This is a genomic window from Polaribacter reichenbachii, assembly GCF_001975665.1.
GTDB lineage: Bacteria > Bacteroidota > Bacteroidia > Flavobacteriales > Flavobacteriaceae > Polaribacter > Polaribacter reichenbachii.
On record NZ_CP019419.1, the window covers coordinates 3,008,541 to 3,033,109 of the forward strand.

A 24,569-nucleotide genomic window follows, 5' to 3' on the forward strand; every position below is an offset into this window, starting at 1 on the left:
AGATTATGAAAAAGTAAAGAATTTGTTAAGAAGGTTTTTTATTTTCTAGGATGATAGGTTTCTACCACTTCTTTTAAATAGCTTTTATCTAAATGCACATAAACTTCTGTGGTGGTAATACTTTCGTGCCCTAACATTTGCTGAATAGCTCTTAAATCTGCTCCGTTTTTTAGTAAATGTGTTGCAAAAGAATGGCGCAAAGTATGCGGACTAATTTTTTTGTTTAAATTGATGGCTACCGCTAGATTTTTTAAAATAGTAAAAATCATTTGTCGCGTTAAACCATTTCCTCTTCTGTTTAAAAACAAAGTATCTTCAAATCCCTTTTTGGGTGTTAAATGACTTCTGATATCTTTGATATAAATAGAAATATATTTTTGCGCATTATAATGTATAGGTATAAAACGTTCTTTATTTCCTTTACCAGTAACTTTTATAAAGCCTTCTTCAAAAAATAAATCAGAAATTTTTAGGGTAATGAGTTCACTTACACGTAAACCACAACTATACATGGTTTCTATAATTGTTCTATTTCTTTCTCCTTGCGGATGACTTAAATCTATGGCAGAAATCAGTTCGTTTATTTCATCTTCGGATAAAGTATCTGGTAATTTTCTTCCAATTTTTGGCGCTTCAATTAAATCTGTAGGATTTGTTTTTCTATAATCTTCAAAGACCAAATAATCGAAAAAACTTCGTAAGCCAGAAATTATTCTTGCTTGGCTTCTAGGGTTTACTTGTTTAGCAGTTTCATAAATAAATTGTTGTACTAGGTTTTCATCAATAGCAATAGGAGAGGAGTCAATTTCATTATCATTTAAAAACAAGGTTAGTTTTTCTAAATCTCGCGTGTAACTATCTATTGTGTTTTGCGATAAACCTCTTTCAATTTTTAAGAATAATTGATAATCTCTAATGGCATTTTTCCATTTCATAAAAATACTTTACGTGGTAAAAATAATCTATTTTAATGCCTACATAAAAAAATGCTAATTATTTCATCTATTTTTTAGTAAAGATTTTTTTTATCATTAACTTAATTTATTACAAACTTGAATTTCATTTAAATAAAAGTGATATTCTATGGGCAAAATTCTAATTTTATCAGAAAAAGTTTTTTAGTTGTAAAGGAAGATTTAAAAGTGATTTTAAAAAAAACTAATAAATTAGAAGTAACGATTACATTAATACAGCTCTTAATAATAGCAATTGAGTTAAGATAGCCAACCTTATTAGTATAGTTTTGCTTTATAATCTTAAAAATAAAAATAATGAAAAAAGTAATTTTAGTATTCGCTTTAGTTTTAAGTGCTTTAGCTGCAAATGCACAGCTAACCGTTAGTGTAAATGGAGGTATACCAGTTTCTGATGTAGAAGATTATTCTTCTTTTGCATTAAGTGGAGATGTGGGGTATGCTTTTGCAACAGATAGCGATTTAATGTTAGGAGTTTCTGCAGGGTTTTTAAATTATTTTGGAAAAGACTATGAAGTTTTAGGTACAACTATAGAGGCAGAATCTATACAATTTTTACCAGTGGCAGGTTTTGCATTTTACAGGTTGTCAGATAATTTTTCAGCAGGTTCTAAAATTGGTTACGCATTCGGAATTAATGATGGTAATGATGGTGGATTCTATTACAAACCAATGTTAAATTATATGGTGGGTAATGCTACAAGTTTATCTTTATTTTATGAAGGTGTAAGTGATGATGGTATTAACGCTAACAATGTAGGCTTAGGACTTACATTTGGTTTATAATTTAAAGAAATTTAAAATTTAGAAGGAGGCAATTTTGCCTCCTTTTTTTATTTAAATAATTGTATTTTTGAGCTATGAAACTAATTATTATAAACGGACCCAACTTAAACCTTTTAGGTAAACGTGAACCAGAAATTTATGGTTCTGAAACTTTTGAAGATTTTTTTAGAGATTTACAATTAAAATATAAGGATGTTGAATTGTCTTATTTTCAGTCTAATATAGAAGGTGAACTTATCGATAAATTACATGAAGTTGGTTTTGATTACGATGGTATTATTTTAAACGCAGCTGCTTATACGCATACTTCTGTTGCTATTGGTGATGCTGTAAAAGGGATACATACCCCAGTTGTTGAGCTACATATTTCTAATACCCACGCTCGTGAAGAATTTAGACATAAAAGTTTTATTGCGCCTGCTGCAAAAGGAGTACTATTTGGTTTTGGTTTAAAAGGATATGAATTAGCGATTCAGAGTTTTCTATAAATAAGGATAATATAGGTTTATATTTTAGTTGCACTTTATGATATAAGTTTCTTACATATAAAGGAGTTTTAGAATAAATGTTGTGTTTTATTTTTTCTTTACAAAATATTCTAAAACAAGATTTGTTTTATATTTAGGGTATAATTTGAGGCTACTTCTAATTTAGTGAAAGTTAAGCTTAATAATTATTTAGCAGTAATTAAAACCCAATTAAAAAAATGAATAAAGGGAGAAAAATATTGATTACAGTAGGAATAACTATTCTATTTATTTTTATTATGTCCATACTTAATATTAAATACGACAATGGAAGTCAATTACGTACTATTTTAGGGTGTTCTATATTGTATGTAATAATTCGTGCAATTTGGAAAATCCCATTTAAAAAGAATATTAGTAGTAATTTATCAATAGATAAAATTAATTAGCATTATTTTCTAAATAACTATAGGAGTTATTTATTTAAGTTTTTTATGAATTATTTTAGGTAAGATTCTTAATATCAAAGTGCAAAGTTCTGAAAACAATTACTAGAATATAAAAATTAATAAAACAATGAACAAAAAGGAAATAGCAAAGCAATATATAACTCACCTTGAAAATGGAAATATTAAACAAGTAGTTGCATTATTTAATGAGAATGGAATGGTTGATTCACCTTTATATGGAATAAAAAAAGCAGATGAATTTTATCGTGAGTTGAATAGTGATACTGCAAATTCTGAACTACATTTAAAAGGAATTTTTGAAGAAAATGACTCAAGCAGTTTAGCTCTTTATTTTACCTATAAATGGACTTTAAAGAATAATAAAAAAGTGGAATTTGATGTAGTAGACATTATTGAATTCGATAATCAAAATAAGATTAATAAACTAAAAATTATTTATGACACAGTTACCGCTAGAAAACTAGTGGAAGCGCTATAAAAAAGGCATTTGCCAATATTGTATATAATTCATTGCTAGTTCTAGGCTACATAAAAAAACCTCGCGGACTTTCTATCTGTGATTTATTTGCAAGTGCAAGTCTTAAATAACTCAAAAAAGCGTGTTAGTGCATCATAATTGCCAAATGAATTCCTAACACGCATATACTTATCCGTTGTTAACATGTATCGTTATGTATTTAAAGTTTACACTACGGTTACTGCACCTAGATAAGTACTAGTGGCTGCAAAATTGGTTTCTGGTTTATAAAAGGATGCCCAAACTTCTACTTCGAATCCTAACATAAATGGAGGTAAAGTAATACTTACAGAGGTTGCATCTCTAGTAGCCAAGTTTGTACCGCTATAAAACAAATTTAAATCTGGTGCATACACCACTGCCATTAAAGCATCTGTTGAGGTAGCTTTACCTTGACCACTGTTGTCTTGCCAATTTAAGTTTAACAAACGCCCAGTAGCAGCAGCTACGGTTGCGCCATCTAAACCCCTTAAATCTCCTTTACTAATCAGCACCTTTGCATAATCCATGACCATACCTTGTGGTGTACTCACTACTGCATTTTTAAGATGATAGGAGGTAGCCAAGTTAGATCTCGATTTATCGCCCTGCGGACTCCCAAAATACTGACTTAGGATATCTACAATAGGGCTTAAGAACGAGATTACGGTTTTAAACTTTAAACGCTGTTCCTCTTGTTTTGTAGTTGGAGTGTATTTACCACGTTGGGGTAAACTACGCATGATGTTTTTCCCTCTCCATCGAGAGCCTACTACGTTACCTACTTTTCCAGAGAATCCACCAAGGATTCCTTTTTCGAATGTTGCCATAATTGAATGGTTTTAAAATTAATATGCTCCAAAACTAAAAGCTATTTTTCTATAAACCAAGCACATGACCCCAATTGAACCTCTCAGACCCTAATTGGACCTCTCTGGACCTCTGTGACCCTCTGTGGACCTTTCTGGACCTCTGTGGACCTCTGTGGACCTCTCAGGACCTCTGTGGACCACTTTTCTTGATTTTAGGGGGTTTTGTTCGAGTCTTGTTCGGGTTTCCTTCGGGTGAGGGTTGGGTGTATTTTTTAAAAATAGATGCTTTTCCGAACAAGACCCGAAGCAAACTGGAGCAAAACCTATAAAAAGGTGGTTGATCTGTGGCTTTTTTTAACCATTTGCTTGTGTTCTTGGTGTTTTGTTGCCTTAATTTTTTTGTTATTGGGCTATTTTACATTAAGATTTGTTTTATATTTAGCCTTTAGTTGTAGCCAATTTGAGAAACACCTTTAAATAAATGAAACAAGAAGGATTTATATTTGTACTTATGCCATTTGACAGTACTTTCGATGACATTTACAATTTTGGTATTAAACAGACAGCTAATAAATGTGGATTTTATTGTGAACGTGTTGATGAACAAATATTTGAAGGTTCTATTCTTACTAGAATTTATAATCAAATTGAAAAAGCGGACATAATAATTGCAGATTTGAGCAATAAAAATCCAAATGTATTTTACGAAACCGGATATGCACACGCACTTAATAAAAATGTGATATTACTAACTCAAAAAACTGAAGACATACCTTTTGACTTAAAACATTATCCTCATATTATTTACAAAAACAATATCGGAACATTAAGTGAGTCATTGGAATTAAAACTGAACTGGTTTAAGAAAAACAAAAATGAAGAAAGAGCTGATGAGTCTGGATTTATTGAGTTCTACAACGACGGAAATAAGATTGAAGAAAATGGAACAGTAATTTTCAATGATATTGAACATTTACACCCATTTATAGAAGATGAAGACGAATTAGCAGGCACAAATCATATTTCTTTCACCTTAAATCTATATAATTCAGGAAACAAGATTATGGATACTATTTCCGATTTAGGTCTTGAAATTGAAAATATATTTACTGATTCGAGACTTAACGATTATGAGGAAAGAAAAGTTATTCAACTTCCTAATAATAAAGTTCTTATTCCAAGTGGCTATGTTGATTTAGTTTATCCTAAATCTTGGAGTTCACTTAAATTTTATATTGGAACAAAAAGTCAATTTAAAAAACTACCAACTGAAATGGTTTTGAAAGTTTACAAAGAAAATGGAGTTAATTCAATTCCTTTGAAAATAGAGTATCGCAACGTGAAAATAAAATAAAAACTGGCTACAACAAAGTACTGTGGTAAAAAACAAGTAAAAACTCATTAATTTTAAGCCAAAGAACTTTTATAGTTATTATCATAAATTACACCTGATTTCGCAATTGCAAAAGCTTGTTTTAGCAACTTATTACACACTGCTATTAATGCTAATTTTTTACTCTTGCCTTTGGCTACAATTCGATCATATAATGCCTTACAAGCTTTATTATATTTACAAGCATTAAAACTACACATAAACAATAAATTGCGTAACTTCTGATTACCTATTTTACTAATTTTAGGACGTGCCTTTACACTAGATCCACTTTGCCTTACTACAGGTGTTAATCCTGCATAACTGCACAACTCTTTTGCGCTTGTAAAGCGTTTAAAACCATCTGTTAAAACAACTAACATAATCGCTGTTTTATCTCCTATACCTGGTATGCTTTTTAAATTTGTTAATACTTCTTGATGCGCTTGTTTAACTAAAACTAACAACGCTGTTTCTAAGTTTTTCATCCGTTTTTCAAGATCCTTTAAACTTTGTTTTAAAGACTTTACAACAAACTTACTTGGGTTTCCTAGTACTGATTCTCTATGTAATTTATTCTTTAGCATTGTGCTTTGTTTTGTATATACAGCAAGTAGTCTAGTCATTTGTAAGCATTCTAACTGATGTTTAGAATTACCCTTCCATAGTTGTAAATCTACTTGTTGGGCATATTCACAAATCGAACGTGAATCGCTTTTATCTGTCTTTATCTTAGATAGTTTCATCTGGATAAATCGCTTCACAGATAAAGGATTTTCTACTGATAACTTAACCCCTTGCTCTTGTAAATAATAGGCTAACTTATAATGATAATAACCGGTAGCTTCCATTACACAATGACTATCTTTATCTAATAGTTTTACAAACTTTTTAAAGCCTGAAACAGTATTTTTAAACTGATAATATTTACCATCTGAATCAGTTACATCAAAAACTAAATGACTAATGTCAATTCCAAAATATTTTATATCTTTATTCATAAGAAAATGTTTTTTGAAAGGACAACCTACGCGAGTTTCAACGACTTAAAATCGAGGTCTTAAAAGCCTCATAGAACTGTACGAAATCTGTGTAGAAAAGAGAGGGGATTTTCAATGTTGACGAGATCATAGTCTCTACGTGTATAATAACCTTAATCCTCTCTTTTGTGCTTTCTGTTTATTTGTCTAATTTAATGAATTACAAACTTAAGCCGTGTATAATTAATTGCTTGGTTTTAGCCAATTTACGAAAGTCCTCGCGGACTTTCTATCTGTGTTTTATTTACTAACTTTAGTGCTTAAAACACGCAACTAATCATACACAACAACGTTGGCATTAATTAAAGAAAATGAATCAAAAATCTAATTATAAAATAGAAATTTACATAGGTCTAATTGGTCTTATAATTATTCATCTCTTTTTTATTCCTCAAGCCTTTAGAGGAGAAGTTATCGATGCTGAAAAAGCGAGTAAGTTCGGAAGTTTTATTGGAGGATACGTAGGAACATTATTTGCGCTTATAAGCGTTATTTTATTATACAAAACTTTAAAAGACCAAAAAGAAGCTTCAGAAATTGAAAAGTTTGAAAACAGATTTTTCTTACTATTATCACTTCATAAAAATAATACTGAAGAAATTATTTTAGAAAAGGAAAATGGAAAAAAAACATTTGTCCATTTTATAAGAGAATTTCGTTCAGTCTTTAAAAAGGTTTGTCAAGAATTTGACAATTCAACGCCAATCAAAGATAAAATAAATATATCTTACTTATTCTTTTTTTATGGAACAGGTTATAACTCAAGAAGAATTTTAAAATCTGAATTATCTAATTATGATGAAATAAAAATTGATAAGATTATAAAGGAATTAAGTAAAGACCGAAAACAAGATAAAGAAAATGGAAAAAAAAGAAAATTTAAATATTATGGTGGTCATCAATCAAGATTAGGTCATTACTATAGACATTTATTCCAAACAGTTAAATATGTTCATAACAAACAGTTAAACATAGATAAGAAAGAATATGTTAAAATTTTAAGAGCACAATTATCGAATCACGAACAAGCTATATTTGCTTTGAATTCACTTTCTTCAATAGGAAGAGAATGGAATGAATTAGGACTTATTAATGAATATGAAATGATTAAAAATATTCCGAATGAATTCTTTAATCCTAATAATGAATTTGATTTAAAAACACTTTTTCCTAAAATAACATTTGAATTTGAAGAATAAAACTAATGCCAACACCATGTAAAAAAATTGCTAGTAAAAGCCTACTTACGAAAATCCTCGCGGATTTTCTATTCGGTTTTTATTTACTAAATTACGTGCTAAACCACGCAACAAAGCATACAAAAACACGTTGTAAGCAAGCTGAAAACAAGATTGTAACTTTAACGAAAAACAGTAAAAAGTGAGAAAATTAAAACTTCAAATTCAACTCTCAATTGATGGATTCATTTCTGGCCCAAACGGAGAAATGGACTGGATGATTTGGAATTGGGATGAAAAACTAAAGAACTTCGTCAAAGAAATAACAGAATCGACTGACACCATTGTATTAGGACGAAAACTTGCTGAAGGATTTATTCCACATTGGAAATCCAACAAAGAATTGGAAGGTGCTGAAAAAATTAATAACTCAAATAAAATAGTTTTTACAAAAACGCTCGAAAATACTGAATGGCAAAATACCCTTTTGGAAAAAGGAGATTTAGTCGAAAAAATAGAAAAATTAAAGTCCTCAACTGGAAATGACATAATTGCCTATGGAGGTGGCGAATTTGTTTCTTCACTAATTAGAGAAAATTTAATTGACGAATATTATTTTTTCATAAATCCTTCGATTTTGGGGAAAGGAATGCCAATATTTGAGAAAGTTGATTATAAAACTGAATTAAAATTGGAAAGCGCAAAAGCCTACGAATGTGGAATAACAGTTTTGACATATAAAAAGTAAAAGCCAGCTTACAATAACGTGTATAATTAATGGCTAGTTCTTGCCTACTTACGAAAATCCTCATGGATTTTATATTCGGTTTTTATTTGCTAAATTAGGTGTTTAACCAACGTAACTAGCCATACAGTATTCCAAGATCAAATCCTAATAAAATTTAGTTTTTTTTAAGCTACATAATTTTGAAGAACAACATAAGGTGTTCCTCTTTTAACAACTGCAAATGCTCTTGCTATCAGTTTATTTCTCACATTATTTATCGCTAACATTTTATCTTTTCCTTCTGCTAACTTTTTTTGATAATATAACTTTAACTCACTATCATGTTGTATTGCAGAAACACTTGCCATACTCAATAAACTTTTCATCTTTCTATCTCCTAAATAATGACACTGTTTTCGTCTATGAATACTGGTTCCTGAGCGATGTTCAAAAGGTGCGGTTCCACAATAACTAGAGAATGATCGCCAACTTTTAAACCTTGTAAAATTACCTGTATGATAAATAAGTTGACTAGCAACTACAAGGCCAATTCCCTTCATACTTTTAAGTAATTTGTAATTTTTACTCATAGAAACATCATTAAAAATTATTTCTTCAATTCTAATTTCTATTGCTTTGACTTGCTTTGTGAGATAGTCAATACTTCGTTTTAAACTGATACAACCTAAATCGGTTGTAGAGCTTGTTAAAAGTACTTTCATCTCTTTTAAAGTACCTTTTAAACCTGCATTATTTCTAACCAACTGATCTCTTAAAGCTAACAATCTACCCAACTCTAAATGAGAGCTGCTTTTAACAGTACTTGGGCTTAATTCTTCTCGGTGAAGCCAACCATACCTAGCAATTACCTGAGCATCTAACTTATCCGTTTTTTCTTTTACAATGCCAGATGAACGTTTGATTTTTAACGGACTCTCCTCTACATAAATAACTTTTTTACTGTGTAAATAAAGTGCCAACTTTAAGGAATAATAACCGGTATTCTCAAAACAATAAAAAACAGCACTTTCTTTTGTTGCCTTTAAGACCCATTTTATAAGCCTTTTGTAACCAGTTAAATCGTTCTTAAACTCTTTGTGTACTTGGGCATGATAACAATAAGCATCAATCGTCTTTTTGGATACATCAATTCCTACTACTTCTCTGTAATTTTTCATATTTTTACAATTAGAATGATTAAATATGTTGCAAAAACTACTTCCTTTATCGGGGTTTATACGCCTGGTATTCCAAATGGTTCTTTGCAACTTTATAGCAACAGAGGACTCGTACGTGTACTGGAACTGAAAATCTAAAACACGTTATAGTTCTCCTCTGTTACTAAATAAAGATATATATTACAAACTAAAGAAACACGTTGGCAACAATTTGTATAAAAGCTGTAACATAATAGAAAACTGACAGACTTATTCATCAATCAATCAAAAAAATCATTAAATGAATTCATCTATTAAAGCACTATTTTTCGCTTTCATAACCTTTTTAACATTAAATCCCTTTTCTCAAAGCACAAATAAAGAACTATTCAATAGAATTGACACTTATTTGAAATCGAGCGAAACAAATGGTTTTTCTGGAGTTGTTTTAGTCTCTAAAAAAGGTAAAATTATTTTATCTAAAGGATATGGATGGGCTGATAGGAAAAATAAAATCCCTAATTCACCATCAACCGTTTTTAATATTGGTTCTGTAACAAAACAATTTACAGCATCGGCTATTTTAAAACTCGTAGAACAAGGAAAAATTAAAACATCAGATAAAATAAGCACATATTTTGCCCAGACACCTATTGACAAAAGCGATATAACTATTCATCAATTATTAACGCATACATCAGGAATTTCAAATAGAACTGGTGGTTTTAGGTATGATGAGGCTAGTAAAGAACAGTTCCTAAAAGAATTTTTTGAATCAGAATTACAATCAAAACCTGGAACAAAACATCAATACGCAAATGCCAACTATATTATGCTCACTGCGATAATAGAAAGAGTTTCAGGACAAACCTATAATTCCTTTCTAAATGATTTTTTGTTTGTTCCTTCTCAAATGAATAGTACAGGATATAAGAGTGTCAATTTTAGCACAGAAAGACTAGCACACGGCTACTACTATAACAGAAATGATGAACAATGGGAAGATTGGGGAACAACTCAAGAGCATCTTCCTTACAATGACAAACATTGGTACAGTATAGGTAAAGGAGATATTCACTCTACCGTTGAGGATTTATATAAATGGAATATTGCTTTAAAAAACAATGTAGTCTTAGCATCAAACACAAAACTAGTTCAAGAAACACCATACGTAGCCGAAAATGATAAAAAGACATCATTTTATGCATATGGTTGGGCAATATCTCAAAGTAAAAGAGACACTAAAATTGTTGCTCACAATGGTAGTAATGGGCTTTATTTTGCAGATTTTGTTAGGTTTGTAGACGATGACGTAGTTATCATATACATAACAAATGTGTTTTTAGGACCTGAATCAGAATATGTTGCAAGAGAAATTGGTAAAATGATTTTTGATTCAAATTATACGCCAAGTCCAATTTCTAGAAATATTTATGAATTAAGTTTTGAGTTTATGAAAACGAACCCATCATCTAATGCAGCAAAACTACCTGTGTTTTTAAAGAAAAAACTTAATAATGAATTCAAGGATCACGCCATTCTAAATCGACTAGGATTTAGCAGGTTGAAAAAAGAGGACAAACCAGATTGGGCATTAGAATTATTTAAGCTTAATGTAAAGCTATTCCCAAAAGATGGTAATTTATGGGATTCACTTGGAGAAGCTTACTTAAAATATAATATGAACGATGAAGCCATCAAAAGTTACACAAAAGCAGTAGAGTTAGGTAATGAAAGTTCAAGGAAAGTATTGAATGAATTATTGAAAAAAGAATAGACAGAAAAACTGTTGCCAACACCGTATATAATTTATTGCTTGGTTCTAGCCTACTTACGAAAATCCTCGCGGATTTTCTATTCGGTTTGTATTTGCTAAATTTACGCTAAACCAACGCAACTAACCATACACAATCACGTAGGCAATAATATTGCCCTGTCCTGAAATAAGGCTACATAGTTTTAAACATTATGTATAGAAATGACAAAGTAATTAGACGGTATTCAGAACCTTTTAAATTAAAAATTTTAGCCGAACTTACAACTGGCAAGCACACAAAGAACGAAATTGTTGCGTTACAATATTGAATCTAAGATGCTAACATCGATAATTGAAGAATTAGAACAACATATCAAATTTAGCTATTCCTTTTTTGATCGGGTGATGATTCTTAGGTGATACTATCTTATTTTATTTATAGGGGAGCATAATTAAACTTTTACGCAACGCTGTCTACGATTCATATGCAACGAGTGAGATACTGTTTTGTATTATGCTAAAAAAACCGAGCCAGTGACTTTACACTTTGACTCGGTTTTTCTATAAGATCGATTATTACTTCTGTGCTATCGAATTATTATTTTTCGTTGGGTAGAAATTTTTTCGTTTTTAACACTAAGTACATAAATACCAGGTGATATACTTGAGACATCGATTGTTGTATGTTCAGACTGCGCATCTACTGTTGTGATAAGTTTACCGGATAAAGCCATAATGCTAATCTTTGAATTTACAAACTCAGGGCAGCTAATATTCAGGATATCTTCAGCTGGTGAAGGGTAAACATTCAAAGCATTATATTGTTGCTTATCAACACTTAAACTGCTATCTACTATATTAAAGTTGTAGGTCTTTTTAGCGATGTTGGTTTGCCAGTTACCGTTAACAGGACGAATAGCTAAAATGGCGCTATAACCATTAGCAACCTCTAAAGGAGCTTCCAATTTTACCACTATCGTTTTTTCACCTTCACCCGCAGGTACTGTTATCTTTGTGTTAGTAATGTATAAAGGCTGCAGGTCTTTGAGCTCAATGTTAAGGTCTCGCTCTTGTGTTGCAGCATAACTTACCTTAAAGGATAATTCTAATAAATCTTTTGAAAATTCTGCTGGAGCATCAATAAAATCAACTAAATCTACAGTAGGCAATAAAGGGCCATCAACCACATCAAATGAATGTTCCTTAGTCATAATGCTTTCCTCTATTCCCTTACCTACAGGACAAAGCGCTGTAATTACCTTATAGCCATCAGCAACATGAAGAGCGGATGCCAAAGTAAAAATAACATTCGTTGACGATACTCCTCTTTCAACAGGTATTGTTTTGCTTTCTATAGTCGTTCCATCAGGATTTTGAAGGGCTACTTTAAGATCTCGTTGCTCATTAGCTCCATAACTTACGGTTATCGGAATCTCTAACGCAGCATTTGATATTTTATCTGCAGGACTTACGAAAGCCACTTTTTCTGTAATGTCAAAATCATTCTTGTCTACGCACACCTCTAGGGCATACCATCGGCCACGAGCAGTAGCAGTACTATTACCTTCTGGTACTTTTCCGTTTGTAACTTGATTCGAAGTTACCCTAATGACATCGCCTGGCTTTATTGGAGCCTTAGTGTCTATAATCAATTCCTCGATTTCATTTCTTAATTTTTCATCCTCTATGTTATGCGTAGCATCATAAGAAGAAGAAATCTGCTGTTCTCCTACTTTTGTTCCGTTTACATAAACGGAGTAGGTGCTTTCGCCATCGGGTTCTTGCATAGCGTGAACCTTATAGCGGGCATTACCTTGTGCGGTGCCATTATAAACTACCTCTGCAGCAATGGGACGATTAATACCATTGGTGCCGTTACATTTTATGATTTCTTTGGCATTTCCTTCCCAAGTTTTACTAACTCTCCACTCTAATGTTGCTGGGTCATAGCCCTCAATCTCTAGGTCTGTGAAGTCTTTAGCTAATATCGTTTCGCAGCCTTCTATTACAAGGTTTTCACAATTAGGGTCAACTGTTCCAGTTTCCGACCAATACTTATTCGCTTGTGCTTCTGTTTTATTAGTAAAGTCTCCTAATTTAGCTGCAGTACTAGTTGCCATTACAATTTTGTCGATTTGATAGCCATGAGAGCGACCGCAAATGTCCATAGTATAAGTTCCTGCTTGTTCTACTTTTATATTTATCCAGTTGTGTGCGTGGTTTTTTTCGCCAATACCGTGCAACCAGAATCCAGGATCACTGCGTCCATAAAACTTAAACCAAGATGTTGTTTGCTCAGTACCCCAATAAGCAATACCATCAGAAAATTTTAGCCATGCATCATTACTTAAATCAGTACCTTGTTGGCCTTCTACTTTTCCTCGTTCTTCTTCATTTTGACGACCAAACCATTTTACCGTATAGGTACCGGGTGTGTTTATCGTAAAACTATAAGATATGGTGTTATTCGCATTTTGATTTTGGTAAGAGTTAGGGCCATCATAATAAATGTATTTACCACCTGAAGCATATTCTTCGTCTGTACCAAGCTTCCAGTCTCCTTTTAGCGCTATTCTTTCAGCTTCAAATACGAGTAAACCCTCTGTTTCATATACATCTATTGCAGGACAGTAGCCATCAGCTTCAGGAATACTACTAGGTTTTATACCACTAATAAATTTAGTCTTTAATTTGCTCGGGTTACCATTTTGGTCGTTATTTAAAAGAAACCATACCATACCCGCATCAGAAATGTCAGGTTTGCTTTTGGCATCAATATTTAATCGATCCCATAGATACTTACAACTAGGATCAAAATGATCTCTCAAGAAAAAGTAAGGCGTCCAATTCTTAACGCCATTTATTGAAGACGAACTCCAACCATTATTCAAATTTGAAGACTGGTTTTGATCTATAATGCGTTTAAAGTTTGTACCCTCACTTACTGGAAAATCATTTAAAATATGCTCTACTCTGTGGTGCTCAGCTCTACGGATATGATTATCGTTATAGTTACTATGGGATAGAATATAAAGGTGATTTATGGCATCTTCTTTACCATCAGCTTTCACTTTTACTAAGGCTTGGTATAAAAATTCGCTAGGTCCCATTTGTACAAAATACAAAGGATTATTTGCTGTTGATATCTTAATCTGCTCAGCTAAATGATTAATGGCTGCGGTATTATTAGCAGAAACATCGAAAAAAACAGAGGCATCAAACTCGGTAAAGAATTCTAAGGCGCCTTCCACACCTTCTTTCATAACATTCGTTTCGGTTGTATGTGCAGGAGAGCCTATAAAGTTATTATAAGAATAATGCACCAAATTAGCCTCTAGATTTGCATTGGCTAACATGGCTAAAGCGGCTGGTGTTGCACTCCAATCGTCCTCGTCTCCACGTTGCCATGCGGAGTTATAGGTAAAAGTTTTACCGGCATCTGCAGCAGGTGCATTTGCAGTAACTGTGCCACCCCAAGTGTTTGGGTCTGGTTGGTTATTACCATCTGCACTAATGGCTATACGGTTATTGCTGTAGCCCCAGCCTTGTGAGAAAATTTGTGTTGCTAAAAAAAGCAGGGTTATAAATAATCCAATTCTTTTCATTGTAATAATAGTTTTTAGTTACACACTTTTGTGTGTTGGGTTATTATTTGGTTCAATACATGTTTTGATTACTCCAAAAGTATTCGCCATACTCCTCAAAACCTAAAAAACTATATTTGTTTTATATTTACAATCGAAACAATTGATATGTATATTATATTTACAATAAAAGAATTTTTAGCTTTTTAAACCTTGAAAATCAGTGATTAAATGAAAAAGACTCAGATATTTATATTAGTATATGCTTTAAGCTCTATATTTACTTTTAGTAGCACTTATGGTATGGATAGCATTACAGCTCAGAACCATAATGATGTTTATCAAGAGGCGAATAAGATGTTAGACATTAATGCAGATACTGCCTTGAATTTATTTAATAAACTAATTCCTTATTACACTAAATGTCTAAATACTGAAAAACGAATTCAATGTTATATTGGCTTGTCTGATGCTTACAAAACTAAAGGGCAATACAGCAAGGCTTACGAACACCTGTGGGATGCACTTCTTTTGGGCGAAAAGGAAAATAATCCGCTTATAATAATTGATATTCATATAGACTTATCTGGGCTATACCGCATTTATAAACGTTATGACAAATGCCAGCAGTACTTGAAAACTGCATTACAACTTTCAAAAGATAATAGCATTAAAAAAGGTTATCGTCTAGCTAATATCTACTATGGTTTGGCTATCGTTGAACGCAATTTTAAGAATTATGACAAAGCGTTGGACTATCTGAACACTTGCATGAGGATTAGAAAGAAGGAACAACAAGGGCAATCTGAATTTAGTTATATCGACTCAGAACGAGGCAACATATATTTGGAGATGGGCCAACTGGACAATGCTGAAAAATACTTACTTCGATCGCACCCATACTTTATAAAAAACAACTTAAATTTTGCTGTTAAATCTAGTCTAAGTCTGGGTGATCTTTATGTTAAAAAGAAGAACATATATAGAGCGAATGAGTATTATAAAGAAAGTTTATCTCAATTGCAAAAGATGAATTCACATACCGATGTTCATAGTGAGTTACTTGCTAAGCTAGCACAAACTAACAGAATTCTAGGGAATACTAGTATCGCTTATGATTTCTTAGAGGAAGCCAATGTGCTTATCGATAGCTTGTTTAATGCTAGAACTTCAGTTAACAATGAATTGTTTCAAATAAAGAATAAACACGAAGAGACCATTCGTAAAAAGGATGAAGAAATTAAAACACACCTTTTAGCGATAGAGCATAACAAATTAATTCAATCAAGGTTAAAACTTTTAATTTTCTTTATACTGTTTGTAATAGTAGTTGGCATTGTGGTAATACGTATGCGCTTAAAGCTTAGAAAGGCGGATATTGTAAAGAAAGAGATGGAATTACAAGCAAAGTTTGAGCATGATAAAGCTGAAGCAATTATGAAAATGAAAAATAGAGAGCTTACTTCTAATACCTTGCAGATGATTGAAAAAGATAAACATATTTACATGATGTTAGAAAAACTAAAAAGTGCATCCGTAGCAGAATATAAAAGTATGAAGCGGCTTATTGTGCAGGGCAAAAACGGAATGTGGGAGCAATTTAATAAACGTTTTACAGAAGTGAATCAGGGATTTTATGAACGCTTAAGAAAGCAACACCCTGATTTAACACCTACGGAGCTTAAACACTGTGCGCTTATTAAACTGAATTTTAACAGTAAAGAAATGTCTCGTTTGTTGAGTATTTCACTAAACAGCGTTAATATTTCAAGGCACCGCATTCGAAAAAAGATGTACCTGCAACGTGAAGATAATTTAAGTATTTATATTGCTGCGATTTAATATTGAGTAGAAAACGGGCGTACTTTTGCAAATAAAGAAATCAAAACCCAAGAGGGGGGAAGCCATTTAAACAAATTTATTTGTAGAATAAATTATGAGAAAAAAACAGCTCTGCGTCTGCTATATGTAATATCGAGTATAATTCATTGCTGGTTATAGCCTACTTACGAAAATCCGAGAGGATTTTCTTGGTCAGTAATTATTTACTAATTTAGTTACTTAAACAATATAACTAATTCTTTACAATTATGTTAGGTTTTTAATTTTCTTTTTTAGTTAGTTTTACAAAAGGGTTTGTTTTATATTTAGGATTATATAGGAGGCTAGTTGTAAATTGATAAAAGTTTAAGCATAGTCATTAATTGTAAGCAATCTAAAAAAAACGAATGGCAACATTATTAGAAGATATAAAAAAGCAATCCAATTGGACAGTTAAAGCGTTCAAATCGGATGGAATTGAACTGGATTATTCAATGGGAAGTTTAATTGAAATTGACCGATTTATCCAAAAATACACTAAAGACGGACAACCGATAAAAGGTGGTCGACTTGCCAAAGGTTATGGCGGAAAAATATTTTCGATTGGCTCATATATTGGAGAAACTTTAATAAAAAATGTTTCTGATTCGAAATGGATTACTGACGACAATGACCCTCACGGAGAAGTTAATATCGAAGTGAATTTGTCAGACGGAACTCGATGTTGGCCAATTCAAAAATTAATGAAGAGGATTCAAAACGGACTTGAGGACGGAATTTATCCTTATGGAGTAAGCGTGACAAACAAAAAAGCGGATGAAAAATATGACGGAGAGTTTTGGAAAATAGAAAATGAAGTAAAACCAATGGAACCGAAAAAAACTTGGTGGAAGTTTTAAAAATAAAAAAGCCATCTTACAACACCGTATAAAATTAATTGCTGGTTTTGGGTCACTTGGGAAATTCCTTCGGAATTTCGCCGTTCTTATTTTATTTAGTAAATTCATTGTTAAAACAACGCAACTAACCTTATACATAAACGTTGGTTTTTTATTTTACTTTTTTAGTCTGTCTTACAAAAGCATTTTTTTATATTTGACGTTAAATTTGAGGTTAGTTTTAATTTAATAAAAGCGAAGCAGGAACCATTGGTTAGCTACATTTAAATAATTTAATACTGATAAAATAAAATTTAGAAACCACATTTTAATTCAACAGAGAATTACAGCTTATTATTTAAAATACAGCGCAAACAATTAAATAAATGAAAAATAGCAGAACAAAATTAATTATCTTATTTGTACTTGCAATACTATTTACAAGTTGCTCAACCAATAATGAGGAAAATATAGACACAACTGAACCAATGATCTCTATTCAAAGTCCTCAGTTAAATCAGACCTATGTAGGATATTGGGGAGGAGCATGGCCAGAGGCAGACAAGGTAAATTTAATAGCATCGGGAGTTGACGAGACAGGAATCTCATCAATAAAACTGACAGTTATAAATGAGAGCAAAACTGTTGTCTTCGAAAAGATAGTAAATAGCACAACAAGCAGTCAAACTGAACTTGTTATTTCCGAAAATTTTACACCTCAAGAAATTGGAACTTATAGCGTGATATTTAGTGTTACAGATGTAATCGGAAATATTGAAACTTCAGCACCTAGAACTTTTTTAGTTGAATGATGCTGACTGAAGCATAATTAATGATTATATGTTGCCCAAAACGGTAGATAACGATAAATAATAATATTGCTTAATTAGTTTGATTAATCAAAGGTTAGTGCGGTTTTGTAACGCCAGATTTTCCTATGGAAAATCCTCGCTCACAAAACCGCACTATTTTTAAAGGTAACCTTTACCTTTAATTCTTTTAAATTACAAATTGAAAAACCTATAAACAATTGTAGTAATTGGAATTGCAATTTATATTGCAACTAAAGTGAATGGAAATTCCTTAAAAAATCAAAATACATCAGCAAAGTAATTTTTAAAATCATTTGAATAATTAGGTTATTTTAAATAGGCAACCGAAAAAGATATACTAAAAGTGTGAAAAATACTTTGATATCTATAAATCTGATATTAAAACATAAGAATCATTTTAATATCAGAACGTTCGTAATGTGAATCTTCTTCAACAGGTATTTCTTTGAAGCCCATTTTTTTGTATAAATTTATTGCTGGTACTAAACTTCTATGTGAGTATAAGGTAATACTTGGCCAGTTTTGTTTTTTTGCAAAAGCGATAGAAAACTCCATTAGTTGTAAACCTATTTTTAAGCCTTGAAATTGAGGAGCAACAGCCATTTTACTCAATTCATAAAATGTTTTTTGATTGATGATAGATACAACACCAATTATTTTATGATTGTATTTAGCAAAAAAGATAAAACCACCAGGCTCTAAAACATATTTTTTAGGATTACTTAACACCTTTTCATCATAAGGTTCTACATAAAAATATTTTTTAAGCCACTCTACATTTAAGTCGTAAAAATGCTTGGCATATTTATCTTCAAAAGGAATGATTTCTAATTGATGTTCCATTAAAAAAAGCTTTTTTATTTTTTATAAAATGATGCTAAAAATAAATAACGAACAAAAAGTAAAACTAAAAAAGGAATTACAGCTAATGGAAATAATTGCACTTTTAAAATCCATAAAATAGGAATGATAACCAATAAACCTAGCAACATTTTAAAGTAAGCTTGTATCCATTTAGGATGCTTATTTTTAAACAAGATAAAAGCTATAATTAAGTTAGGCGCAAAAGCCCATAAAAAATTAAAGTTATTTGGTGTTGTAGAATGATCTGTAAAAAACCATAAAAATAGAATTAAAATTCCGACAATTCCTGTTACAAAAAGTAAGGTAAAATCTAAGAACTTAGTACGCTTGTTATTTTTAAAATCTCTGTAAGTAATAAAAAGTCCGATAAAAGCAATAATGCTAAAAATTACAAAAGGATTAAATAGAGTTATTTTCTGATCTAACTCTTGGTAATCTAATAAAGTAATTTCTTTCTTAATGAGTTCTTTAGGTTGATTATCAATAAATAAAGCACTGTTTTTAAATATTGCATACACATAATCAGGTAAATACATGTATTGTTCTGATGTTGCTTTTTGATCTAATTTACTACCTAATGCTAAATTAATTCCGAAATTACCCCAAGTATTCCAATGAATTTCTTTATTCATCAATTGTCTAAAAGATAGGTTCTTTTCAATTTTATCATCATTAAAAGCAACTCGATCTCCTAGAACTGTGGTGGTAATATCTCTTAATTTAGAAGCACAATTATTATAAAAAGGATCGTAATAATAATTTGCATTTTTAGGTAAAGCATTATTTTCTAAATATTTAAAAAAGGCTTGTTTTTCTTGTTGTGTTAAATTTAATACTTGTTGTTTTACCCAACGTTTATCTTTTTTATAACTTGCTAAGAAATACTTAAAATCGTATCGAGCCAATTTATACAACAATTTACCTTTGGTAAAGTTTGCATAAAAATTAGGCTGATTAAAATCGAACATTCCGTAATTATAAATTAAATCTAACTGTAAAACAGGATCTTTAATTCGAATAGCAGAATGCCCAAAAGCTTCGTATAATTCTGTTCCTGGACCAGCAGTTATAATACTAACTTCTGAGTATACAGAAAGATTAACTTGTGCATTTACAGGTTTTATCAGCAATAAAAAAAAGAGAAATAGTAAGTGTTTTTTGTTCATCAGTTTTAATTTCTAAAGAAACTATAGTCGAAAGTAATAGAAAAAATGTTAGAAAATAGCGCATTACCAACACTACCAATATTGGTTAACGCATAATCTACTTGAATGCCTTTGTAGTTGAAACCAACTCCGAAATTGGGCTGTACAGAAAGCGATTTACCATCGTCAAATTCTGTAATATATTGAAAATTACCAACACCTAAACGTAAATACACCAACTTATCATAATCTAATTGAAAACCAACAGCAGGATCTATACTACCAATTTTTGATGAAAAAATATCATTAGATTGTTCAAAACGAATGTTTAAATCTACCTCAGAAAGTAAGTTTAAATATCGGCCAACTCTCCATTCTTTGGCAACACCAACTTGTATTTTTGGTTTGGTAACCTCTGTAGTTTCTGGTAATTCTTGATTTTGTCCAGGAATTGCATTTTTAATTTTATCAAATTCTTCTTCATTAATTGCCCAACTATTAAAAGTTGTAGTTATATCTCTAGCCATTATACCAAATTGCCAAGAATTTCTTTCGAATTGCAAACCTGCATCAAAACCAAAACCCCAAGATGTAGCAAATTCGCCAATAATTCTACGCACTATTTTAGCATTCACTCCGAATTTTACATCCTTAAAAATTAAATTTCTGGCATAAGCAATATTAAAGGCATAATCTGCAGCAGAAAAAAGGCTAATTCTATTAAAATCGATATTTCCCTCACTATCAATTAATTGTGTGGTGTTTAAAATATCATCAACCCCAAAACGAATTACAGAAATACCCAAAGCACTTTCGTAATCTATTGGCATTGCAAAAGCTGCGTGATTGTAATTGGCAATACCCGCAAAATAAGAAGCGTGCATTAAAGAACCTTGATAATCTTCTATACCTACCAAACCAGCAGGATTCCAATAACTTGCATTTACATTATTTGTAGTGGCAACAACAGCTTTACTCATTCCTAAAGCAGCAGCATCAACCCCAATATTTAAAAATTCGTTGGAGTAATTTCTAAATACTTGCGCATTTAAAAGCAGTGGAAAGATGATTAAAATAAGTAAAAATTTATATTTCAATAGCTTATAATTTATCAAAAACAAATATCTTAAATCCTATTAGATTAACTATTGTTTTTGGTAGATATTGTTTGTTAAATATCAATCTGAATATTTTCTTTGATAAAACGATAAATTCTGTGCTCTAACCATTTATTTTCATTGGGTTTAAATGATGTCATAAAACCACAATGGCCACCATATTTTGTTGCTTCGAAAAAGAAATAATTAGAATTTTCTGCTTCTTGATAAGGATAACACTCAGTGGATAAAAATGTATCGTCTTTAGCGTTAATTAATAAAGTTGGCTTTTTAATATTTGTTATATAAGGTTTAGAACTTGCTTTTTGCCAGTAATCTTCTGGGCTATCAAACCCAAAAACAGGTACTGTATACAAATATTCTAAATCTTTAAATTTAGTTGCTTTAAATAATTTGTCTTTGTCGAGTTCAAATTCAGGAAATTTATGTGCTTTTTCTAAAACTTTGTTTTTCATTGTTTTAAAAAACACTTCCATATATAATTTGTTTTTTAGTTTGTCCATTTCTAATTCAGAAGAACCAATATCAATAGGCACAGAAACTGCAATTCCGCCTTTAATTTTTGCTGATATTCCATCACTCTTTTCACCAATATATTTTAGCGTTAAATTACCACCTAAACTAAAACCAACAATTATAATATTACTGTAATTATAATTTTCTGTAAGATGTTGAATTACAAAATCTACATCCTCAGTTTTTCCACTATGGTAAGTGCTTAAAAGCAAGTTATCTTCGCCACTACAACCTCTTAAATTAAAACAAACAGTATCTATGTTTTTACTATTTAAATAATTTGTGTTAGATGCAATATATTTAGACTCAGAACTACCTTCTAATCCATGAATAAGTAATACCAAGGTTTTAGAATTTACAAAAGAAAAATCTAAATCTATAAAATCGTTATCCCAAGTTGTAATCCTCTTTCTTGTATAAGTTGCCTTATCTTTCATAAAAAGTGGTCTGTACATCGTATTAAAATGACCATTTCTAAAAGGTATTGTAGGCAAAAAGTTTGAAGTGAATACAGGCATATTTTTTTTTGATCTCTTACAAATATCCCAAAAAATTAACAATTAAGAAAACGGAGTGATTTTGAATGCTTATTTTAGCGGAAAATCAACAAAAAACATCAATGAAAATTATAAAAAATATTCCAAATCTGTTAACACTTGGTAACCTTTTTTGTGGAACAGTAGCAGCAATATTTGCAGTAGAAGAAGATTTTATTAACGCTAGTATATTTGTTTTAATTGGTATTCTTTTTGATTTTTTTGATGGTTTTGCAGCACGTTTATTAAAAGTTACAGGAGAATTAGGTAAGCAATTAGATTCTTTAGCAGATATGGTTACAAGTGGAGTTGTGCCTGGTATTATTATGCTAAAATTAATTCAGAATAATTTATTAAAAGACTTTAATGATATTGATAAGTCAATCTTTGATGTTTCTTTAATTGGTTTAATTTTAACGCTTGCAGCCTGTTATAGACTGGCTAAATTTAATTTAGATACCAGACAAACAAACTCATTTATAGGTTTACCAACACCTGCAATGTGTTTATTTATAATTTCATTACCTTTAATTCAAGAGTATTCAGATATTGAATTTGCTGTAAACTTAACCTATAATAATTACTTTTTAATTGCAATAACTTGGGTCTTAACCTATTTAATGAATGCAGAATTGCCTTTGTTTTCTTTAAAGTTTAAAGATTATTCATTAAAAAATAATTGGATAACTTACTTGTTTTTAGCGTTTTCATTAGTGTTAATTTTATTGTTAAACTATTTATCTATACCAATTATTATAACTTTTTATGTATTTTTATCAATAATAAAAAATTTAACCCCCAAAGTTTAGTGTTATGAAATCAGCAGAAATTCCTGAAAATGAGGAAGAAAGGTTAAAAGCCTTAGATAATTACAATATTCTTGATACTTTACCAGAAGAAGATTACGATGCACTTTCAAAAATTGCATCAGGTATTTGTAATACACCGATTGCTTTAATTTCTTTAATAGATGAAAAAAGACAATGGTTTAAATCTCATTATGGTGTAGATGCAACAGAAACACCAAGAGAATTGGCATTTTGTGCACATAGTATTTTAAATCCTGATGAATTATTTATTGTAAAAGACGCTACAAAAGATGAACGTTTTTTTGATAATCCTTTAACTACAGAACAACCAAAGGTTATATTTTATGCTGGTGCGCCTTTAGTAACGCCAGATGGGAATGCTTTAGGTACTTTATGCGTTATAGATAATGAGCCAAGCGATTTAAATGATACTCAAAAAGAATCTTTAAAACTTTTAGCAAATCAAGTAGTTAGTCTCTTAGAATTAAGGAAAAGAAATAACGAGCTTTCTAAGGCAAATGTTGAAACAGAAAAACTAAATATACGCTTAAATAATTTTGCATATCGTTTAACTCACGATTTAAAATCGCCAATAAGCGGGATTAATTTTTTGTTGGATGTTTTAAAAGAAGATTTTCAAGATCTATTTAAAGAAACTGAAGCTGAAAAACATATAGATTTAATTGCTAACAGAATTGTTTATATGAGTACTTTAATTGATGATATTTTAGAATATACAAAAGTAAATACTGAAAACATTGTTTATGAAGATATTAACGCTAAAGAGTTAATAGATAGTATTATTAAAAACATAGATTTTGAACAGAAAATATTTTTAAACTCTGATGTTTTAGACACAAATATTCATATTTCAAAAATCGGCTTTTTGCAAGTTTTTCAGAATTTAATATCTAATTCTAGAAAATATACTAATAAAGATAAAGTAAATATAGAAATAGATTTTAAAGACGAACCACAACATTATCATTTTGTTTATAAAGATAATGGGCCAGGAATTGAAGAACAATATTGGGACAAAGTTTTTAATATGTTCGAAACTATAGACAATAGCAATAATGATAATACAGGAATTGGTTTGGCTACTGTAAAAGCAATTATTACAAGGTTGGGAGGCGAGATTAATTTACAAAATAGAGAAGATGGTAAAAGCGGAGTTTGCTTTTCTTTCTCTTTCTCTAAAAAGGAAATTTTAGCGTAATAATTTTTGAT

The 24,569-nt window shown here is 30.8% G+C and carries 21 protein-coding genes; 12 read left to right on the top strand and 9 right to left on the bottom strand.

Going from position 1 to position 24,569, the window contains the following annotated elements; genetic code table 11:
• Nucleotides 1–38: 38 nt before the first annotated feature.
• On the bottom strand, nt 39–935 hold the full coding sequence (xerD, locus tag BW723_RS12795) for a site-specific tyrosine recombinase XerD (protein WP_068360394.1): 897 nt from the start codon (nt 933–935) through the stop codon (nt 39–41).
• Nucleotides 936–1,271: 336 nt separating this feature from the next.
• Here xerD and BW723_RS12800 point away from each other — a divergent pair, with 336 nt between their 5' ends.
• The 3 genes from BW723_RS12800 to BW723_RS12815 all read left to right on the top strand — a co-directional run bounded on the left by BW723_RS12800 (nt 1,272) and on the right by BW723_RS12815 (nt 3,175).
• The gene (locus tag BW723_RS12800) at nt 1,272–1,760 is read left to right on the top strand and encodes an outer membrane beta-barrel protein (protein ID WP_068360391.1); all 489 of its coding nucleotides are present in this window, start codon (nt 1,272–1,274) and stop codon (nt 1,758–1,760) included.
• Nucleotides 1,761–1,834: 74 nt separating this feature from the next.
• Nucleotides 1,835–2,248: a type II 3-dehydroquinate dehydratase gene (aroQ, locus tag BW723_RS12805; RefSeq protein WP_068360388.1), complete on the top strand. Its 414-nt coding sequence runs from the start codon at nt 1,835–1,837 to the stop codon at nt 2,246–2,248.
• Between the two features lie 555 nt (nt 2,249–2,803).
• Nucleotides 2,804–3,175 (top strand): nuclear transport factor 2 family protein, encoded by a 372-nt coding sequence (locus tag BW723_RS12815; RefSeq protein ID WP_068360383.1) that lies wholly within the window; start codon nt 2,804–2,806, stop codon nt 3,173–3,175.
• A gap of 206 nt (nt 3,176–3,381) precedes the next feature.
• On the opposite strand, the gene BW723_RS12820 is transcribed toward BW723_RS12815, so the two are convergent.
• Nucleotides 3,382–4,023 (bottom strand): DUF6266 family protein, encoded by a 642-nt coding sequence (locus BW723_RS12820; protein WP_068360379.1) that lies wholly within the window; start codon nt 4,021–4,023, stop codon nt 3,382–3,384.
• 463 nt (nt 4,024–4,486) lie between these two features.
• Between BW723_RS12820 and BW723_RS12825 the strand changes: the two genes are divergently transcribed.
• Nucleotides 4,487–5,359 (top strand): TIR domain-containing protein, encoded by an 873-nt coding sequence (locus BW723_RS12825; protein WP_068360376.1) that lies wholly within the window; start codon nt 4,487–4,489, stop codon nt 5,357–5,359.
• Between the two features lie 53 nt (nt 5,360–5,412).
• On the opposite strand, the gene BW723_RS12830 is transcribed toward BW723_RS12825, so the two are convergent.
• Nucleotides 5,413–6,378, bottom strand: coding sequence for a transposase (locus tag BW723_RS12830; RefSeq protein WP_068360373.1), 966 nt, complete (start codon nt 6,376–6,378; stop codon nt 5,413–5,415).
• Between the two features lie 350 nt (nt 6,379–6,728).
• Between BW723_RS12830 and BW723_RS12835 the strand changes: the two genes are divergently transcribed.
• Nucleotides 6,729–7,616 carry a putative phage abortive infection protein gene (locus tag BW723_RS12835; RefSeq protein WP_068360370.1) on the top strand — a complete coding sequence of 296 codons (888 nt, stop codon included), beginning with the start codon at nt 6,729–6,731 and terminating at the stop codon, nt 7,614–7,616.
• Between the two features lie 181 nt (nt 7,617–7,797).
• Nucleotides 7,798–8,343, top strand: a complete 546-nt coding sequence (locus tag BW723_RS12845) for a dihydrofolate reductase family protein (RefSeq protein ID WP_068360364.1) — start codon at nt 7,798–7,800, stop codon at nt 8,341–8,343.
• Nucleotides 8,344–8,507: 164 nt separating this feature from the next.
• Here the strand turns inward: BW723_RS12845 and BW723_RS12850 are convergent, their stop codons facing one another.
• Nucleotides 8,508–9,500: an IS110 family RNA-guided transposase gene (locus BW723_RS12850; protein WP_068360361.1), complete on the bottom strand. Its 993-nt coding sequence runs from the start codon at nt 9,498–9,500 to the stop codon at nt 8,508–8,510.
• Nucleotides 9,501–9,780: 280 nt separating this feature from the next.
• On the opposite strand from BW723_RS12850, the gene BW723_RS12855 reads away from it, so the two are divergent.
• Nucleotides 9,781–11,256 carry a serine hydrolase domain-containing protein gene (locus tag BW723_RS12855; RefSeq protein WP_068360357.1) on the top strand — a complete coding sequence of 492 codons (1,476 nt, stop codon included), beginning with the start codon at nt 9,781–9,783 and terminating at the stop codon, nt 11,254–11,256.
• A gap of 566 nt (nt 11,257–11,822) precedes the next feature.
• Here BW723_RS12855 and BW723_RS12865 read toward each other — a convergent pair.
• The gene (locus tag BW723_RS12865; protein WP_068360354.1) at nt 11,823–14,840 is read right to left on the bottom strand and encodes a T9SS type A sorting domain-containing protein; all 3,018 of its coding nucleotides are present in this window, start codon (nt 14,838–14,840) and stop codon (nt 11,823–11,825) included.
• A gap of 210 nt (nt 14,841–15,050) precedes the next feature.
• On the opposite strand from BW723_RS12865, the gene BW723_RS12870 reads away from it, so the two are divergent.
• The 3 genes from BW723_RS12870 to BW723_RS12880 all read left to right on the top strand — a co-directional run bounded on the left by BW723_RS12870 (nt 15,051) and on the right by BW723_RS12880 (nt 18,330).
• Entirely contained in the window at nt 15,051–16,661 is a 1,611-nt protein-coding gene (locus BW723_RS12870; protein ID WP_068360351.1) for a tetratricopeptide repeat protein, read from the top strand.
• 386 nt (nt 16,662–17,047) lie between these two features.
• Complete coding sequence (locus BW723_RS12875) at nt 17,048–17,539, top strand: hypothetical protein (RefSeq protein WP_068360348.1); 492 nt, start codon at nt 17,048–17,050, stop codon at nt 17,537–17,539.
• Nucleotides 17,540–17,904: 365 nt separating this feature from the next.
• Nucleotides 17,905–18,330, top strand: coding sequence for an Ig-like domain repeat protein (locus tag BW723_RS12880; RefSeq protein WP_068360346.1), 426 nt, complete (start codon nt 17,905–17,907; stop codon nt 18,328–18,330).
• A gap of 399 nt (nt 18,331–18,729) precedes the next feature.
• Here the strand turns inward: BW723_RS12880 and BW723_RS12885 are convergent, their stop codons facing one another.
• From BW723_RS12885 to BW723_RS12900, 4 genes are all read right to left on the bottom strand, one after another.
• On the bottom strand, nt 18,730–19,194 hold the full coding sequence (locus BW723_RS12885) for a GNAT family N-acetyltransferase (RefSeq protein WP_068360342.1): 465 nt from the start codon (nt 19,192–19,194) through the stop codon (nt 18,730–18,732).
• A 14-nt stretch (nt 19,195–19,208) separates the two neighbouring features.
• Nucleotides 19,209–20,381 (bottom strand): lipoprotein N-acyltransferase Lnb domain-containing protein, encoded by a 1,173-nt coding sequence (locus BW723_RS12890; RefSeq protein ID WP_068360340.1) that lies wholly within the window; start codon nt 20,379–20,381, stop codon nt 19,209–19,211.
• A 5-nt stretch (nt 20,382–20,386) separates the two neighbouring features.
• Nucleotides 20,387–21,457, bottom strand: a complete 1,071-nt coding sequence (locus BW723_RS12895) for a putative type IX sorting system protein PorV2 (RefSeq protein ID WP_175335412.1) — start codon at nt 21,455–21,457, stop codon at nt 20,387–20,389.
• Between the two features lie 74 nt (nt 21,458–21,531).
• Entirely contained in the window at nt 21,532–22,512 is a 981-nt protein-coding gene (locus BW723_RS12900) for a YheT family hydrolase (protein WP_068360332.1), read from the bottom strand.
• 101 nt (nt 22,513–22,613) lie between these two features.
• On the opposite strand from BW723_RS12900, the gene BW723_RS12905 reads away from it, so the two are divergent.
• Complete coding sequence (locus BW723_RS12905) at nt 22,614–23,339, top strand: CDP-alcohol phosphatidyltransferase family protein (protein ID WP_139059105.1); 726 nt, start codon at nt 22,614–22,616, stop codon at nt 23,337–23,339.
• Nucleotides 23,340–23,343: 4 nt separating this feature from the next.
• Nucleotides 23,344–24,558 (top strand): sensor histidine kinase, encoded by a 1,215-nt coding sequence (locus tag BW723_RS12910; protein WP_068360329.1) that lies wholly within the window; start codon nt 23,344–23,346, stop codon nt 24,556–24,558.
• Nucleotides 24,559–24,569 lie beyond the last annotated feature (11 nt).